The sequence below is a fragment of the Sphingomonas sp. HMP9 genome, from assembly GCF_013374115.1.
GTDB lineage: Bacteria > Pseudomonadota > Alphaproteobacteria > Sphingomonadales > Sphingomonadaceae > Sphingomonas.
Map to the genome: position 1 here is coordinate 1,549,080 of NZ_AP022673.1, position 14,655 is coordinate 1,563,734.

General features: G+C 65.1%; 17 protein-coding genes and 1 pseudogene. 8 read left to right on the forward strand and 10 right to left on the reverse strand.

Annotated features, from left to right (window positions below):
* Positions 1 to 49: 49 nt before the first annotated feature.
* The 6 genes from HMP09_RS06855 to HMP09_RS06880 all read left to right on the forward strand — a co-directional run bounded on the left by HMP09_RS06855 (position 50) and on the right by HMP09_RS06880 (position 4,280).
* On the forward strand, positions 50 to 1,459 hold the full coding sequence (locus HMP09_RS06855; protein ID WP_176499749.1) for a glutamate ligase domain-containing protein: 1,410 nt from the start codon (positions 50 to 52) through the stop codon (positions 1,457 to 1,459).
* 25 nt (positions 1,460 to 1,484) lie between these two features.
* Positions 1,485 to 1,739 (forward strand): DUF6356 family protein, encoded by a 255-nt coding sequence (locus HMP09_RS06860; RefSeq protein ID WP_176499750.1) that lies wholly within the window; start codon positions 1,485 to 1,487, stop codon positions 1,737 to 1,739.
* A gap of 192 nt (positions 1,740 to 1,931) precedes the next feature.
* Entirely contained in the window at positions 1,932 to 2,348 is a 417-nt protein-coding gene (locus HMP09_RS06865; RefSeq protein WP_232090736.1) for a hypothetical protein, read from the forward strand.
* A complete protein-coding gene (locus HMP09_RS06870; RefSeq protein WP_176499752.1) occupies positions 2,345 to 2,554 on the forward strand; it encodes a helix-turn-helix transcriptional regulator in 210 nt (69 codons plus the stop codon). Before HMP09_RS06865 ends, HMP09_RS06870 begins: the two co-directional genes overlap by 4 nt.
* Before the next feature lie 215 nt (positions 2,555 to 2,769).
* Positions 2,770 to 3,525, forward strand: a complete 756-nt coding sequence (locus HMP09_RS06875) for an alpha/beta fold hydrolase (RefSeq protein WP_176499753.1) — start codon at positions 2,770 to 2,772, stop codon at positions 3,523 to 3,525.
* Complete coding sequence (locus tag HMP09_RS06880) at positions 3,522 to 4,280, forward strand: hypothetical protein (protein WP_176499754.1); 759 nt, start codon at positions 3,522 to 3,524, stop codon at positions 4,278 to 4,280. Before HMP09_RS06875 ends, HMP09_RS06880 begins: the two co-directional genes overlap by 4 nt.
* Before the next feature lie 44 nt (positions 4,281 to 4,324).
* Here the strand turns inward: HMP09_RS06880 and HMP09_RS06885 are convergent, their stop codons facing one another.
* Entirely contained in the window at positions 4,325 to 5,437 is a 1,113-nt protein-coding gene (locus HMP09_RS06885) for a fatty acid desaturase family protein (RefSeq protein ID WP_176501618.1), read from the reverse strand.
* A 176-nt stretch (positions 5,438 to 5,613) separates the two neighbouring features.
* Between HMP09_RS06885 and HMP09_RS06890 the strand changes: the two genes are divergently transcribed.
* A complete protein-coding gene (locus HMP09_RS06890; protein WP_176499755.1) occupies positions 5,614 to 6,765 on the forward strand; it encodes a GNAT family N-acetyltransferase in 1,152 nt (383 codons plus the stop codon).
* A 44-nt stretch (positions 6,766 to 6,809) separates the two neighbouring features.
* On the opposite strand, the gene HMP09_RS06895 is transcribed toward HMP09_RS06890, so the two are convergent.
* The 7 genes and pseudogenes from HMP09_RS06895 to HMP09_RS06925 all read right to left on the reverse strand — a co-directional run bounded on the left by HMP09_RS06895 (position 6,810) and on the right by HMP09_RS06925 (position 13,452).
* The gene (locus HMP09_RS06895; protein WP_176499756.1) at positions 6,810 to 7,136 is read right to left on the reverse strand and encodes a hypothetical protein; all 327 of its coding nucleotides are present in this window, start codon (positions 7,134 to 7,136) and stop codon (positions 6,810 to 6,812) included.
* On the reverse strand, positions 7,137 to 7,925 hold the full coding sequence (locus HMP09_RS06900) for a transporter (protein ID WP_232090740.1): 789 nt from the start codon (positions 7,923 to 7,925) through the stop codon (positions 7,137 to 7,139).
* Positions 7,922 to 8,692: an exodeoxyribonuclease III gene (xth, locus tag HMP09_RS06905; RefSeq protein ID WP_176499758.1), complete on the reverse strand. Its 771-nt coding sequence runs from the start codon at positions 8,690 to 8,692 to the stop codon at positions 7,922 to 7,924. The genes HMP09_RS06900 and xth overlap by 4 nt, the downstream gene beginning before the upstream one ends.
* 6 nt (positions 8,693 to 8,698) lie before the next feature.
* On the reverse strand, positions 8,699 to 9,037 hold the full coding sequence (erpA, locus tag HMP09_RS06910; protein ID WP_176499759.1) for an iron-sulfur cluster insertion protein ErpA: 339 nt from the start codon (positions 9,035 to 9,037) through the stop codon (positions 8,699 to 8,701).
* Positions 9,038 to 9,271: 234 nt separating this feature from the next.
* Positions 9,272 to 9,868: pseudogene (locus tag HMP09_RS06915) on the reverse strand (M23 family metallopeptidase); the annotation flags it as partial.
* A 454-nt stretch (positions 9,869 to 10,322) separates the two neighbouring features.
* Positions 10,323 to 10,775 carry a peroxiredoxin gene (locus HMP09_RS06920; protein WP_176499760.1) on the reverse strand — a complete coding sequence of 151 codons (453 nt, stop codon included), beginning with the start codon at positions 10,773 to 10,775 and terminating at the stop codon, positions 10,323 to 10,325.
* On the reverse strand, positions 10,768 to 13,452 hold the full coding sequence (locus tag HMP09_RS06925; RefSeq protein ID WP_176499761.1) for a bifunctional [glutamine synthetase] adenylyltransferase/[glutamine synthetase]-adenylyl-L-tyrosine phosphorylase: 2,685 nt from the start codon (positions 13,450 to 13,452) through the stop codon (positions 10,768 to 10,770). The genes HMP09_RS06920 and HMP09_RS06925 overlap by 8 nt, the downstream gene beginning before the upstream one ends.
* A gap of 76 nt (positions 13,453 to 13,528) precedes the next feature.
* Here HMP09_RS06925 and HMP09_RS06930 point away from each other — a divergent pair, with 76 nt between their 5' ends.
* Positions 13,529 to 13,711, forward strand: coding sequence for a hypothetical protein (locus tag HMP09_RS06930; RefSeq protein WP_176499762.1), 183 nt, complete (start codon positions 13,529 to 13,531; stop codon positions 13,709 to 13,711).
* 32 nt (positions 13,712 to 13,743) lie between these two features.
* Here HMP09_RS06930 and HMP09_RS06935 read toward each other — a convergent pair whose 3' ends face one another.
* The gene (locus tag HMP09_RS06935; RefSeq protein WP_176499763.1) at positions 13,744 to 14,391 is read right to left on the reverse strand and encodes a sigma-70 family RNA polymerase sigma factor; all 648 of its coding nucleotides are present in this window, start codon (positions 14,389 to 14,391) and stop codon (positions 13,744 to 13,746) included.
* Positions 14,392 to 14,487: 96 nt separating this feature from the next.
* Positions 14,488 to 14,625 (reverse strand): hypothetical protein, encoded by a 138-nt coding sequence (locus HMP09_RS06940; protein WP_176499764.1) that lies wholly within the window; start codon positions 14,623 to 14,625, stop codon positions 14,488 to 14,490.
* Between the last annotated feature and the right edge of the window lie 30 nt (positions 14,626 to 14,655).

A 14,655-nucleotide genomic window follows, 5' to 3' on the forward strand; every position in this document is an offset into this window, starting at 1 on the left:
TCGTCTTCCCGACCTTGCCCCGTTACCCAACCGCCCATATCGCGGCGCGATGGAAATCAGCAAATCTTCATTCGGGCCCTGTTTCTTCGTCGGCATCGGTGGCTCGGGCATGATGCCGCTCGCGATGATCCTCGCAGGCCGCGGCGCGACCGTCGCCGGCTCGGACCGCAACCTGGACCAGGGCCGCGTTCCCGCAAAGTTCGACGACCTTGCCGCCAAGGGCGTCGCGCTGTTCCCGCAGGACGGCAGCGGCATCGTCTCGGCCGACCAGTTGGTCATCGCCTCCGCCGCGATCGAGGCGAGCGTGCCGGACATGATCGCGGCCGATGCACTCGGCTGCACCCGCTCGACCCGTGCGGCGATGCTGGCATCGCTGTTCAACGATAGCCGGTTGCCGATCGGTGTCGCGGGGACGAGCGGCAAGTCGACCGTGACGGGCATGATCGGCTGGATCCTCCACGCCGTCGGGCGCGATCCGACTGTGATGAACGGGGCGGTGATGAAGAACTTCGCCACCCAAGACGCGCCGTTTGCGAGCGCGTTGGTCGGAGAGGGCGATGCGTTCGTGAGCGAAGTGGACGAAAGCGACGGCTCGATCGCCAGCTATGCGCCGAAGATCGCGGTGCTCAACAACGTCAGCCTCGACCACAAGTCGCTCGATGAACTGCGCGTGCTGTTCGGGGACTTCGTCGCAAAGGCCGAGACCGCGGTGGTGAACGCCAACGATCCGGATGCCGCAGCGCTCGCCGCGCGGCTCCCGCGCGGTCGGGTGACGACGTTTGCGATCGATGCATCGGCCGATCTGCGCGCCGAGAACCTGAAGCCCGAGCCCTTCGCGATTTCCTTCGACATCGTGTCGCGCGGCGTGCGGACGCCGGTGAGGCTGGCAGTGCCGGGCCGCCACAATGTGTCGAACGCGCTCGCCGCGATCGGTGCGGCGATGGCGGCGGACGTGCCGCTCGGCGATGCGGTCAAGACGATCGCCGGGTTCACGGGTCTGCGCCGCCGCTTCGACCTGGTCGGCGAGGCTGGCGGGGTCTCCGTGATCGACGATTTCGGACACAACCCGGACAAGATCGCCGCGACGCTCGACACGCTTCACGCCTTTCCCGGTCGGTTGCTGTTGTTGTTCCAACCGCACGGCTATGGCCCGTTGAAGGTCATGGGCCGAGAGCTCGTCGCCACGTTCGTCGACCGGATGGCGGAGGACGATATCCTCGTCCTCCCCGACCCGGCCTATTACGGCGGGACGGTCACGCGCGAGGTCACCAGCGCGAACATCGTTGAACAGATCGTCGCCGGCGGCCGGGACGCGAGGCATATTGCCGACCGGTCGGACGCCGCCGCCGCGCTGGTCGCTGCGGCGCGTCCCGGGGACCGTATCGTGGTAATGGGCGCGCGAGACGATACGTTGAGCGTGCTGGCCGCGGGGATGGTCGACGCGTTGGCCGCCACCTGATATAGAACGCGTCAGGAGACCGCCCATGTTTCGCCGCCTGTTCCTCGACCATCCAGCCACCGTCGGCGAGAGCTACCTCGAGCATTTCGGCGTCGCCGGGCGCTTCGGCGTGACGATGATCAAGGGCGGGCTCGGCGCGCTGGTGCATGCTTTCGTCCCCGCGCTGTGCAAGACGCGCGGCAGTGACACGGTGGCCGAACTCCACCGCCAGATGGTGCTGAAGCGCGGCGCCGTGGCCGCCGACCAGGCGCAGATGAAGACGGTCGAATTCATCATCTGACGCGTGGTGGACGAACGCTGAAAGCGCTCCACTCAAAGAAAAATCAGGTAAAGTTAGGCCAAGAGCAGGTTCGCTCGGGCCGAGACCTCGGACGTCCAATCGACAGGCCCGCTTGTCATTCTGTAAAGTGTCATTGACATTTCGTCCTGCTGCTATGTAAAGTACGCTTGTCCTCATAAAGGGAGACTCGCTATGCTCACTATGCGCCAAGCCAACCGCCGCTATCTCAATCGGTTCATACCCAGCATGACCTGTTACGCAGTCTTTCTGCTGGGATCGAACATGATCGAGGCTGCCTACGCGCCAACCGGTGCAGCGCTCATCGCTCTCGCGATCTTGCCAGCCCTGCCGATTATCGCCGTCATCTGGGCGATGGGGATGGCAATCGTCGAACAGCCCGACGAGTATGTGCGCGCCAAGCTGATCCACGCCATGCTGATCGCGACCGCGGTGATGTTGTCGGTCATGACCGTGTGGAGCTTCCTCGAAGATACCGGCGCGGTGCCGCACAAACCCATCCACCTCGCCTTTCCGTTGTGGTGCGCCGGATTGCTGATCGGTCAGTCCTGGCTCTGGGCGCGCGACCGGTTCGCCGGCCTTGAGGCATGAAGAACCGCCTCAAGATCCTGCGTGCCGAGCGGGATTGGAGCCAAGGCGAGCTTGCCGACCGCCTCGAGGTCTCGCGCCAGAGCGTCAATGCAATCGAGACGGGCCGCTATGATCCGTCGCTGCCACTTGCGTTAAAGATCGCCGAACTGTTCGACCTCGCCATCGAGGATATTTTCACCAGCCCGTCGAAGCTGCCTGCGGCATGATCGCGCATCACAAGGCCGCCTCGCCGTCACTGCCGTCACGCTGAGGGTCGTCCCCAATCGCGGCGCGAGCCATGCGCAGAAGGCCTAGGCGACTGCGCGTCACGTTCGTCGAGATCGGCGATGCGGCGTAATTCGTGGTGCTCGAGTCAGCCGGTCGTGTTCCAGGCTGCACTCGACGCCTTTCTCCGGCGCTGAGGGGCAGCTAAGGTATCGGCATGACCGACACCGCTACGCCGCCCGCACCGACGCCTCCCGCCAAGGAGCGCCCTCGCCTCGCCTATCACCATAGTCCCGGTACCGGACCGACGATCGTGTTCCTGTCGGGCTACGCCTCCGACATGGCCGGGACCAAGGCGGTGACGCTCGAGGCGTGGGCGAAGTCGGAGGGCCGCGCGTTCCTGCGGTTCGATTATGGTGGCTGCGGGCAAAGCGAAGGCGCGTTCGAGGACCAGACTTTGGTCGACTGGCGCGACGACGCGCTGGCGATGATCGACGCGCTCGTTGAAGAGTCGGCCATCCTGGTCGGGTCGTCGCTGGGCGGGTGGCTGATGCTGCTGGCGGCAAAGATGCGCCCCGATCTGGTGAAGGGGCTGGTCGGGATCGCGCCCGCGCCCGATTTCACCGACTGGGGCTTCACCACCGACGAGAAGATGGCGCTGCTCAGCAATGGCCGGATCGAGCGCAAGAACTCCTATGGCCCCGAGCCGACCGTCTACACCCGCGCGTTCTGGTCGTCGGGCGAGGCGAACCGGCTGATGTTCGGCGAGATCGCGTTCGATGGCCCGGTCCGACTGGTCCAGGGTCAGCGCGATCCAGACGTGCCATGGCACCGTACCGCGCGGCTTGCCGAGCTGTTGCGTTCAGCCGACGTGCAGACATGGCTGGTCAAGGACGGCGATCACCGCCTGTCGCGCGATAGCGACATTTCCCTTATCATCCGGGCGGTCGAGGATGTGATCGCCGCCCTATGATCTTGCCGTTATTGCTTGCCGCCGCGCAGGCCGCCGCCCCCGGTCCTGCCGCCGGCCCCGTCGATGCGCCAGGCGATCGGTTCGCCCGGTGCGTCGCCCTGACGCAGAGCGATCCCGCCGCTGCACGCGCGGAGGCTGGGCGCTGGCGAATCAGCGGAGGACGGTATTTCGCTCGGCAGTGCGCAGGGCTTGCTTTCGCCGCCGAAAAAAACTGGCCGTCCGCGGCCGGCGAGTTCGAAGAGGCGGCGCGGGAGGCTCAGCTCGACCGGGACACGCGCGCCGCCAATTATTTCGCGCAGGCCGGCAACGCTTGGCTGGCCGCCGGTCAGCCGGCAAAGGCGCGCGTCGCGCTGGATTCGGCGCTCACCGCGGGGTCGCTGACCGGACTGCCGCTGGGGGAAGCACAGCTCGACCATGCCCGCGCGCTGGTCGCGGCAGGCGAGCTGGACGCAGCGCGCAGCGATCTCGATCTTGCGCTGACAACGGCGGGCGACGATCCGCTCGCATGGCTGCTGTCGGCGACACTTGCGCGGCGGATGAGCAATCTGCCGCGTGCCAAGTCGGATATCGCTCAGGCGTTGAAGCGCTCGGCGGACGATGCGTCCGTACAATTGGAGGCCGGCAACATCGCCGCGCTGTCAGGTGACGAAGCGGCCGCGCGGGAAGCGTGGGGAACTGCCGCGAGACTGGCGCCGACGACCGATGTCGGACGAAACGCGGTCACGGCGCTCAAACAGTTCGACGCGGTAAAATAACACAGCCTTCGGGCCGGTCGTTCGCGACCGGCCCGACATGTCGTTCAGCGGCGGACCATCGTGCTCCGCGCGATCTTGCTGACCAGACCCGGCAGCCCCGGATAGCTCGCCTTGTGATACGGCGACAGCGCATCGAGTTCCGCGGTGATGCGTCGATGAGCCTCGCCCAGCGCGTGATAGGGCAGACCCGGCAGCAGGTGGTGCAACGCATGGTAGCGCAGACCCACCGGCGCCCAGAGTGCGGGAAGCAACGCCGGCGGCGGCACGTTGACCGTGTCGAGATACTGCGCGGTCACCGTCATCGGCTCGCCATCATTTTCCCACAGATGCGCGACCAGCGTACGGACCTGGTTGAGCACAGCGAACGCCGACGCGACGGCGAAGATCGTCACGAACGCGCGCAGCGGCAGCACGCCGGTTGCCGTAATCGCGATCAACGTGATCGCCCACAGGCTGGCAGCGATTTCCAGGCGATCCCAATACGCCTTTGCTTCGCCATCGGGCGCGCGACGGCGGAACTGCGGGTTGATCGCGAGCGCCGAGTAGCGCTCGACAATGATCGTCCGCAGCTTCGGCGACAGCAGAGAGATCGGTGACAGGATCGCGAACCGGATCAGCAGCGCGATCGGCGCAAGCGCCGACACGACGATGAACAGCGGCAGCGTCCACGGCTTCATAAGGGCGAGCGGGAGATATTCGGGATCCTCGACCGTGCCGTAACGGGTCTTGGCGTGATGGAGATTGTGGACACCCTCGTACATGAACGACGGCGTCAATAGCGGCACGCCGACGAGCACGTTCCAGCCGAGCCGGAAGTTCGGAACCGACGCGTGCTTCATGTGGCTGACTTCGTGAATGAAGCTCAGACCGCGATAGAGACCCAGCATCGCGATGACGCCTGCAACAACCATCACCGGGACCGACGTCGAGGTGGCAGCCACCGCGAGTGCGCCGTAGCCGACCACCATAGACGCGATCAGGTCAGCCCAGTAAATTGCCGCACGCGGCTTCACCAAATCGCGAGTCAGATCGGCGGCTGCGCGCAACATCGCCTTGTCATCGGCAACGCGCTCCACGCCGCTCCCTGCACGCGGCGAACCCGCGGGAGTGGAGGCTGGAGCGGCCGTGCCGCGAGCGAGGCTGAGCGAAGTGTCCATGGGCATATCCATTGCCTGAAGATAGTGGCGGCACCGTGGCATTTACAGGTTGCGCAGGGCTACGGCGCCAGAGGAAACCCGATCACTCTGACCGGCTGTTGCGATGATGCATGTGTCCCTCGCCTTTACCCGCTGTGCTGGGTAGACACGCGCGACTGCGTATTCGGGAACGACACATGGCTAACCTCATCATTCGACCGGTCGAGACCAAGAAGGACCGCAAGATCTTCATCGATCTGCCGTTCCGTCTCTATGCCGACGATCCCAATTGGGTGCCGCCGTTGAAGTCGGAAGCGCTCGGGCTGATCACGCCCGAGAAGAACGGCTGGTTCAGCCATGCCAAGGCGCAATTGTTCCTCGCCGAGGAAGATGGCCGCGTAGTCGGACGTATCTCCGCGCATATCGATACGCTGGCGCTGACGATGCCGCCTGAGCAGGGGTTCGGCCCCGGCGTCGGCCAATGGGGCCTGATGGAAGCGGAGCGGCAGGACGTGTTCCAGGCGCTGCTGCAGCGGGCCGAGGCGTGGCTGCGCGAGCAGGGCATGACGCGGGCGATGGGGCCGATCAGCATGTCGATCTGGGAGGAGCCGGGCCTGCTGATCGACGGCTACGATCATCCGCCGACGATCATGATGGGCCATGCCAAGCGTGAATATCGCGGCTGGATCGAATGGGCGCAGTACCGCCCGATCAAGCAGCTGATGACCTATGAAGTCGACGTCACGCGCCAGTTCCCGCCGATCGTCCAGCGTATCATCAAGTCGGGCGAGAAGAATCCGCGCATCACCGTCCGCAATGTCGACAAGACCAAGTTCGAGGAGGAGGCGGCGATCATCCTGTCCATCCTCAACGATGCATGGCGCGACAATTGGGGGTTCGTGCCCCTGACCCCTCCCGAGATCAAGGACGTCGGCGTGAAGCTGAAGCCGATCGTCTTCAACGACCTGATCCGCATCGCCGAACTGGACGGCAAACCCGTCGCGTTCATGATCACGCTTCCCGACCTGAACGAGGCGATCAAGCCGCTGAACGGGAGCCTGTTGCCGTTCGGCTGGGCCAAGCTGTTGTGGTGGCTGCGCAGACCCAAGGTCCGGACGGTGCGCGTCCCGTTGATGGGGGTGGGGAAGGAGTTGCAGGCGTCGCGCATGGCGAGCCAGCTGGCCTTCATGATGATCGAATATATCCGCCGCGCATCGGTCGAGCATTACGATGCGAAGCGTGCGGAGATCGGCTGGATCCTGGACGACAATCAGGGGATGCGCTCGATCGCCGAGACGATCGAGAGCCGGGTCAACAAGGTGTATCAGGTGTACGAACGGGTGCTGTAAGCGCAGGCCGCTTTTTCGGCATCCTGACGGAAGCGGATGCGCCCCTACTTCCGCTTCCCCTTGCCGAACGGAATTTTAAAGGTCACCGCGACCCCCTGCCCGATCGCGCCGGGCAACTCGGTGCGGATCGCGTGGAGATTACCCGTCCCACTCCCGGGCAGCCGGAACGACAGCGGGTCGCCCCGCGGCGGCTGGACCTGTACGACGAGCGTCGCCAGCCGCTGATCGCTCGGATGGGCGCAGACGATTACCTCGCCATCGGGATCGGTCTGGACCGGACACGGCACCGCCAGCCGAGCCGGTCGCTTGCGCAATTCCGGCGGGAGGGGCGGACCGGCTACCGCCTGAAGCAGGAGCAGGCCGACCAGCATCTAGAACCGCCGGGAAATGCCAGCATACACCCGCGCATCCGGCGTATTCGCATTCAACCCTGCCGCGCCGAATATGTCGAACTGAAGATCGTCGTTCGCCATCCAGGCCAGCGACAGCGCCGCCACCGCCTGCGTCTCATGCCCCTGCGGATCGTCGTCGCGCAACGCCTGCATCTCACCGGTCAGCGTGAAGGCCTTGTCGAGCTTGAACGACAGACCGGCTGCCGAACTATAGGCGAGATGCCGGCCATTGCCGTCCTGGTCGACCGCCGCATCGATCTCCGGCGTCAGATCGAGCGAGACGGTGTCGGAAAGTTCGTACGTGACGGGGACGAGGAATCCCGCGCCCCAGTCGCCGGCACCGATCGCCGAGCGGCCGACCGGCAGCGTCACGAACGGCAGCACCGCTACCGACAAGCCTGCGCCATCGGGATTGAAAAGGTTCGCTTTCATGCCGAGCGACACATCGCCGACGCCGTTGACCGAATCGACCCCGGCCGAATCCCGCAGTCGATCATGTCCGAGCGGTGTCCAGCCGATCCGAGCCTCGATCCTTTCGCTCACGCCGACGCGAACCAGCGTATCGCCGAACAGGATCGTGTCCTCGCGCGAGCCCGGCTGGTCGTCGCGCGTCCAGTCCGCGATCGACGTTTCGACCGAAATCTTGCCGGGCGCGATCGTGCAGGCGGGCGTATTGATCCCCGGCCGATCGGGGCAATATTCGCGGTCCTGCGCCGCGACGGCGCCGGAAAAACTCGCCAAGGCGATACCAAGCAAAAGCCGCCTCATCGCAACCGTACCCATGTCGGAGCGTGGTCGCTCGCCTTCTCGAGGCCCCGATACGCCTTGTCGACGCCGGCATCGATCATCCGATCGGCCGCCTGCGGGCTGAGCAGCAGGTGATCGATGCGGAACCCGGCGTCACGCTGCCATGCGCCGGCCTGGTAATCCCAAAACGTCCACACCCCGCCTTTCGGAAATTGCGTGCGAAGCGCGTCGGTCCAGCCCTGCGCGACAAGCGCGCGGTAATGCTCGCGACTTTCGGGCTGCATCAGCGCGTCATCCTGCATCGCCCGGACCGAGAAGGTGTCGTCGTCATTGGCGATGACGTTATAGTCGCCAGCGAGAATGGTCGGCTTCTCCTCCGCGAGCAGAACGCGCGCTCGGGCGGTGAGACGGTCCATCCAGCGAAGTTTATACTCGAATTTCGGCCCCGGCTGCGGGTTGCCGTTGGGAAGGTAGAGCGCCGCGACGATCAGGCCGTCGATCTCCGCTTCGATATAGCGGCTATGCTCGTCCTCGGGTTCGCCGTCGAGCCCACGCTGGCGCACGACAGGCGTGCCGCTCTTTGCGAGAATCGCGACGCCATTCCAGGCCTTCTGCCCGTGCCAGACAGCGCCATAGCCAGCGGCTTCGATGTCGGCGATCGGAAACGTGTCATCGCTCGACTTGAGTTCCTGAAGACAGACGATGTCGGGCTGATCTTCGGTGAGATACTCGATCAGTCGCGGCAACCGCGCCTTGATGCCGTTGACGTTGTACGTGACGATTTTCATGGAGCGTCAGACCGAGAAGCTGGAGCCGCAGCCGCAACCCGACGCGGCATTGGGGTTCTCAACCTTGAACGCAGCGCCGGCGAGCGATTCGACGTAATCGACCGCACAGCCGCGGACGAGATCGATGCTGACGCTATCGACGACGAGCTTCACGCCGTCATGCTCGGCGATCACGTCGTCGGATTCGACCGAATCGGCGAACCCGAACGTATACTGGAACCCGGAACAGCCACCGCCGTCGACCGAGAGACGCAGGATTGCCGGCTTCCCCTGCTTGACGGCGATCGCCGCGACGCGCGCCGCGGCGGAAGGGGTGAGGATGATGTCTTGAACCAGCGTTGCCATGCGCTGGAGATAGGAGGTTGCGCTATCCGCGGCAACCTTGGGCTCGAGGGCACGCGCGCGCAGTGCCGGTCACTCTCGAGCAAAGCCGAACGTGAAGCCCTCCCAGAGCCTTAACCGTCGTCCCAGCGAAGCCGGGGATCTCATACATGAGCCCGTCCTCGCGGATCGATGTCCCGGCGTTCGCCGGGACGACGGGGGTGTGATCGATATCGGCGTGCCCGCCTGCGTCGACGGTCAGTCCTGTGCGGCGGGGCCGCCCGTCGAAACCGGGATCGCGTTGACCGAGCGGTCCTGCGCGGCGAGCAGATAATCGGCGGTGGTCAGGAACGGTACCGGGTTGACCGCGTGACCGTCGATGCGGACTTCATAATGGAGATGCGAGCCCGTCGAACGGCCGGTCGAGCCCATCAACGCGATCAACTGGCCGCGAACGACGCGGGCATTGTCGCCGACGAGGATCTTCGACAGATGGCCGTAGCGCGTCGCGATGCCCTTGCCATGGCTGATCTCGACCATGTTGCCATAGCCGCCCTGGCGACCAGCGTGCGCGATGATGCCATCGGCGGTCGCGTAGATCGGCGTGCCGATCGGGCCGGGAATGTCCACGCCGGCATGCATCGCCGCCGTACCGCGGAACGGATCGGAGCGGATGCCGAAATTGCTAGTGAACGAGAGCAAGTGGACCGGCTGCACCGACGGGATCGCGATCACGCCCTGCTGCGTAGCGTCGAGCTTCTTCCAGGTCTGGAAAAGCGTGCGGAACTGCGCGTCGGCGCGAAGATCGGCGGTCGCTTCCTCAGCGTTCGCGGCGATCATCGGACCACCGGTAGCAGCGATATGATGCGTGAGATTGGCGTTGGTGGCCGGCCCGGCGACCTGAGCTTCGGCGATGGCGCCGGAAGCGGTCATGCCCACCACCGAAGCGGCGATCGCCAACCGGCGGAACATGAACGGAATAGACACCACGGACACGGCCTTGAGGCGCGTCACGATGGCTGCTGCGGTAAATTCGACCATTGGTCCCCGACACAAAAATACAGGGCCGCTCGCTTCAAGACGGACGGCTCCGAAACTCTGTCCTGACTCGCAGCCCCTCCGCGCACCAGACATTCTGGTTAGGCCGGATACCGCCGTGCCGAGCAAGAGTGCCGCGTCATCGGCGCGGCGGAGCGGCAGGTTGTTGCGGCGAGTTGATGCAAATCGAGACGATCGTCATGGAACAGGTTGCGGACTACGACATCGGCCGCGAACTTTCGGCGAATCTCCGACCTTTACCGCAGGCTGTTCAAAGCGCCTTTGCGGCGGTCAGGACCGCCTCGGCATGCCCCGACACGCGAACCTTGCGCCACGCCTTGGCCAGCGTGCCGTCGGCGCCGAACAGGAACGTCGCGCGCTCGATCCCCATATATTTGCGGCCGTACATCGCCTTCTCGACCCACACCCCGAAAGCCTCGCACGCGACTCCTTCGACATCGCTTGCAAGGCGGACCGCAAGTGCGTGTTTTGCCATGAATTTCGCGTGCGACGCCGCACTGTCCCTCGACACGCCGATGACGGTGACGCCGGCCGCGACGAACGCGTCGGAAAGCGCGGAAAAATCCTTCGCTTCGGTGGTGCAGCCAGCCGTGTCGTCCTTCGGGTAGAAATACACCACCAGCGGCGCTTCGAGGCTTGCCAGCGAAACCACGGCGTCATCGATCGTGACCGAAACGTCGGGAATCTTCGAACCGTCATTCATCCTGCTCTCCCGTCACCTGCGCCCAGAACTGGCGGACCTCCTGCCGTGTCGATTCGAGCGTGGCAACCACCGCCGCCCAGTCCGTCACGCCGATCGCGCGGGCGATGAGATCCTCCGTCGCATGCCCGGGCGGCGCGGCATCCGGCGCGACGAGCCGCAGCGTCACTAGCAACCGCGTGAGGATGTCGTGCGCCGGACGGAGCGTTGGCGTGACGAGCCCGTCACGGATCAGCGCATCGATCGCGACGCCGAGATTTGGATCGAACCCGGTCTTGTTCACGAGCTGAACGACATGGATCGCGAATTCGAGATCGACTAGCCCACCGGGGAGCAGCTTGGCATCGAGCGCCCCCTTGGGCGGCTTGTGCGCAGCCATGTCGCTGCGCATCGTCCGTGCGTCGGCGAGCACGTCACGCGCCGGTCGGTCGCCCTCGAGCACGCCGCGTACGATCGACGCCACTGCAGCCCGGGCATCGGTCGATCCGAACACCGGGCGGGCCCGCGTGAGCGCCATGTGTTCCCAGGTCCAGGCCTCCTCGCGCTGGTAACGGGCGAAACTGTCGAGCGTGACGACCAACGGCCCCTGCCCGCCCGACGGCCGCAACCGAGTATCGATCTGATACAGCGGGCCTGCCGCCGTCGCGACCGACAGCGCGCCAGTCAGCCGCTGCGCAAGGCGATTATAGTAGAGTGTCGCGCCGAGCGGCTTCGGCCCATCGGACTCGGCGGCAAAATCGCCCGTGAACAAATAGATGAGATCGAGATCGGACGCATGCGTGAGCATTGCGCCGCCCATCCGACCGAGCGCGAGTACGACCAGTTCACTGTCCGGGACGCGGCCATGGACCTTTGCGAATTCCGCAATCGTCGCGCTTGCGAGGACGCCGATCGCCGCTTCCGCGACCCGTGCATAGCCCGCCGCGACGTCGAGCGGATCGGACGCGCCCGCGACGATCTGCGCCCCGAGCGCGAAACGCAGTTCGCCGACGACACGGCGGACATGATCGAGTCGGGACTGATAGTCGCCGTCCACCTCGCCCGCGCGCATGACAGCTTCGAGCGCGGCGACGTCGCCGACCGGTTCGAACGCGGTCGCGTCGATCAAACCGTCGAGCAGGTCGGGGCGGCGTCCCAGATCGTCCGCGAGCGTCGGCGCGTGGCTCAGGATGGCGGCAAGCAGGATAGCCAGGCCCGGCCGCGCCTCGAGCAGCCGGAAGATGTTGATCGCGCTCGGCAGGCGTTCGAGCAGCGCATCCAGGCGTAGCAGCGCGGCTTGGGGAACCGGCGCAGTTGCCAGCGCGGGCACGAGCGTCGGCAATACCGCCTCCAATGCCTCCCGCGCGGCTGGGCTGCGGAGCGCGGGATATGCACCGCCCCGCCACGCCTCGATCCGTCGCCGGGCCGATTCGGGATCGTCGAAGCCCGCCGCGGCGAGATCGGTTTCCAGCGTCACCGCGTCATGCGAGAAAGCGGGGCGGACGGTATCGTCGAGCGCGTCGTAGATCCGGCCGGTCGCCGTGACGCGGGGTTCGAGCAGGGCCAACAGCGCGCCGGCATCGTCCAGCCCGTGCAGTTTGGCCACGCGGTCGAGCGCTTCGCCGGTCGGCAATGCGTGCGTCTGGCGATCGTCGATCATCTGGACGCGGTGTTCGATCGTTCGGAGCAGCGTGTAGCCGTCGATCAGCGCCGTCGATTCGTCGGTGCCGATCCATCCTGCCTCGGCCAGTCGCGCGAGCGCATCGCGCGTGGCGGGCGCGCGTAGCGACGGATCGCGGCCGCCATGGATCAGCTGGTGGATCTGCGCGAAGAACTCCGCTTCGCGGATGCCGCCCCGGCCGCGCTTCAGGTCGTAGCCGGGGCCGAACGCCTGGCCCTGGCTATGGTGATCGCGAATGCGGGCGGAGATGCCGCGAATCTCGCCGATCGCGCCGAAATCGAGCGCGCGACGCCAGACGAACGGCCGGATCGCGTCGAGAAACCGTTGGCCTAGCGCGATATCTCCAGCGGCTGCGCGTGCGCGAATGAAGGCGGCGCGCTCCCACGGCAGCGCCTGCGCCTCGTAATAGCCGATCGCCGCATCGACCGGCAACGCGATCGGCGTGATCTCGGGCGACGGCCGCAACCGAAGATCGACTCTCAGGACATACCCGTCGCCGTCGCGGGCCTGAAGCAGTTCAACGACGCGCTTGCCGATCCGGACGGCCGCCTCTTCCGGCTCCTCGCGCGGACGGCATGGCAGCGTCACCGGGTCGAACAACAGGATCGGATCGATATCGGACGAATAATTAAGTTCGCCGCTCCCCTGCTTGCCGAGCGCGATTGCAGTAAAGCCCATGGGTTCGGCGCCGGGTGTGCGTTCCTCGATCGCGGTGCGGATCGCGGTGTCCAGCGCATAGTCGGCAAAGCGAGTCAGCGCGCTGGTGACCGCGGTAAGATCGAGAATGCCCGCAAGGTCGCCGATTGCGACGTTGAGCGCCATCGCGCGTCGCTCGATACGCAGACGGCGGGCAATCGGCATGTCTGCTTCGGCGCTCGACACCGACAGATCCAGTTTTCCCATCGCCAGCGATCGCGCCAGCGCCGGTTCTCGGTTGAGGACCAACCCCAGGAATGGCGACCAAAGTCGAGCGCGGTCGAGCGCGGCGTTTATCGCCAGTTCAGGTGAGACTAAAGTCATGTGCCATCGCTATAATCGGCTGTCACAGCGTGTCACGATAAAGCAACGAAAACGCTATTCGGCCGTTGTAGCGGACATGACTTACGCATTTCTCACGATCAGGCGCGAAGAGACCGGCCAGCAGGTCGTGCGACGCCCCCGCGCCACCGACGTGATCGGGCAAGCGTTGCGCGGCGCTTTCGAGGACGCACCGTCCTTACCCGACGACATGATGACAATGCTGCGTCGATTGGACGCGATGCCGCACCGCTTGAATTGAGCGATCCGGCCTTCTCCTACGGAACGTAGCTCTCAGCGACCGCGGCTCAGCTCTTCGACATCACCCATGATCGAATCGAGCGCAGTCTTACTCGTATCGGTTTCATGATCGCGGCGCGACGGCAGTGACCCATCGGTCAGGATCGTCTCGAGTGCAACGCGGCCCCGCGCCACTCGGCTCTTGATCGTGCCGACAGCCACGCTGCAGATCTCGGCAGCCTCCTCATACGCAAAACCACCCGCACCAACGAGGATCAACGCTTCACGCTGCGGCTGCGGCAGATGCATCAGCGCACGCTGCATGTCGCCAAGTTCGACGTGGCGGTCCTGGCTGGCAGGCGCGGCGAGGATGCGATCGGCGACCAGATCGTCCCACTCGCCCTTGAACCGCGCGCGACGCATCTGCGACAGATACAGGTTGCGCAGGATGATGAACGTCCAGGCGCGCATGTTCGTCCCGGCCTGGAACCGGAGCCGTGCGGCCCACGCCTTGAGGAGCGTTTCCTGAACGAGATCGTCGGCAAGATCGCGGCTGCCCGAAAGGGAGCGCCCGAATGCCCGCAGATGCGGGATCACCTGAGCAAGCTGCACCTTGAACTCGGCATCCGACAAGGAAACATGCTCGACCGGCTCGACAACGGTCTCGATCTCGTCGTCCACGGGCGAAGCAGGCTGGGTCATGGTAATCCGATCAATCCCGATAAAACACTGCCGTGCGTCGACGACAGACATAAGCATACGCCGCGGAAAATACCAGCGACGCACACATAATCCAGCTTAGCGCAGGATTAGAAAACCAAAGATAACAATGACCAAGACCAGGGAGATCGCCAGGATGTACCGGGTCATGTGCGGCGTGGCGCCCGCCCGTGCAGCATCGGTATCGATATGAATTGGTTTGTTTGGATCAGCCATAACCACCAAACTCGCGAAAAACGTTTTGGG

Bases quoted from the DNA above. Each gene is read 5' to 3' on its own strand.
- HMP09_RS06855 (WP_176499749.1), top strand. From the start codon at position 50: ATGGAAATCAGCAAATCTTCATTCGGGCCCTGTTTCTTCGTCGGCATC.
- HMP09_RS06860 (WP_176499750.1), top strand. From the start codon at position 1,485: ATGTTTCGCCGCCTGTTCCTCGACCATCCAGCCACCGTCGGCGAGAGC.
- HMP09_RS06865 (WP_232090736.1), top strand. From the start codon at position 1,932: ATGCTCACTATGCGCCAAGCCAACCGCCGCTATCTCAATCGGTTCATA.
- HMP09_RS06870 (WP_176499752.1), top strand. From the start codon at position 2,345: ATGAAGAACCGCCTCAAGATCCTGCGTGCCGAGCGGGATTGGAGCCAA.
- HMP09_RS06875 (WP_176499753.1), top strand. From the start codon at position 2,770: ATGACCGACACCGCTACGCCGCCCGCACCGACGCCTCCCGCCAAGGAG.
- HMP09_RS06880 (WP_176499754.1), top strand. From the start codon at position 3,522: ATGATCTTGCCGTTATTGCTTGCCGCCGCGCAGGCCGCCGCCCCCGGT.
- HMP09_RS06885 (WP_176501618.1), bottom strand. From the start codon at position 5,437: ATGGACACTTCGCTCAGCCTCGCTCGCGGCACGGCCGCTCCAGCCTCC.
- HMP09_RS06890 (WP_176499755.1), top strand. From the start codon at position 5,614: ATGGCTAACCTCATCATTCGACCGGTCGAGACCAAGAAGGACCGCAAG.
- HMP09_RS06895 (WP_176499756.1), bottom strand. From the start codon at position 7,136: ATGCTGGTCGGCCTGCTCCTGCTTCAGGCGGTAGCCGGTCCGCCCCTC.
- HMP09_RS06900 (WP_232090740.1), bottom strand. From the start codon at position 7,925: ATGAGGCGGCTTTTGCTTGGTATCGCCTTGGCGAGTTTTTCCGGCGCC.
- xth (WP_176499758.1), bottom strand. From the start codon at position 8,692: ATGAAAATCGTCACGTACAACGTCAACGGCATCAAGGCGCGGTTGCCG.
- erpA (WP_176499759.1), bottom strand. From the start codon at position 9,037: ATGGCAACGCTGGTTCAAGACATCATCCTCACCCCTTCCGCCGCGGCG.
- HMP09_RS06920 (WP_176499760.1), bottom strand. From the start codon at position 10,775: ATGAATGACGGTTCGAAGATTCCCGACGTTTCGGTCACGATCGATGAC.
- HMP09_RS06925 (WP_176499761.1), bottom strand. From the start codon at position 13,452: ATGACTTTAGTCTCACCTGAACTGGCGATAAACGCCGCGCTCGACCGC.
- HMP09_RS06930 (WP_176499762.1), top strand. From the start codon at position 13,529: ATGACTTACGCATTTCTCACGATCAGGCGCGAAGAGACCGGCCAGCAG.
- HMP09_RS06935 (WP_176499763.1), bottom strand. From the start codon at position 14,391: ATGACCCAGCCTGCTTCGCCCGTGGACGACGAGATCGAGACCGTTGTC.
- HMP09_RS06940 (WP_176499764.1), bottom strand. From the start codon at position 14,625: ATGGCTGATCCAAACAAACCAATTCATATCGATACCGATGCTGCACGG.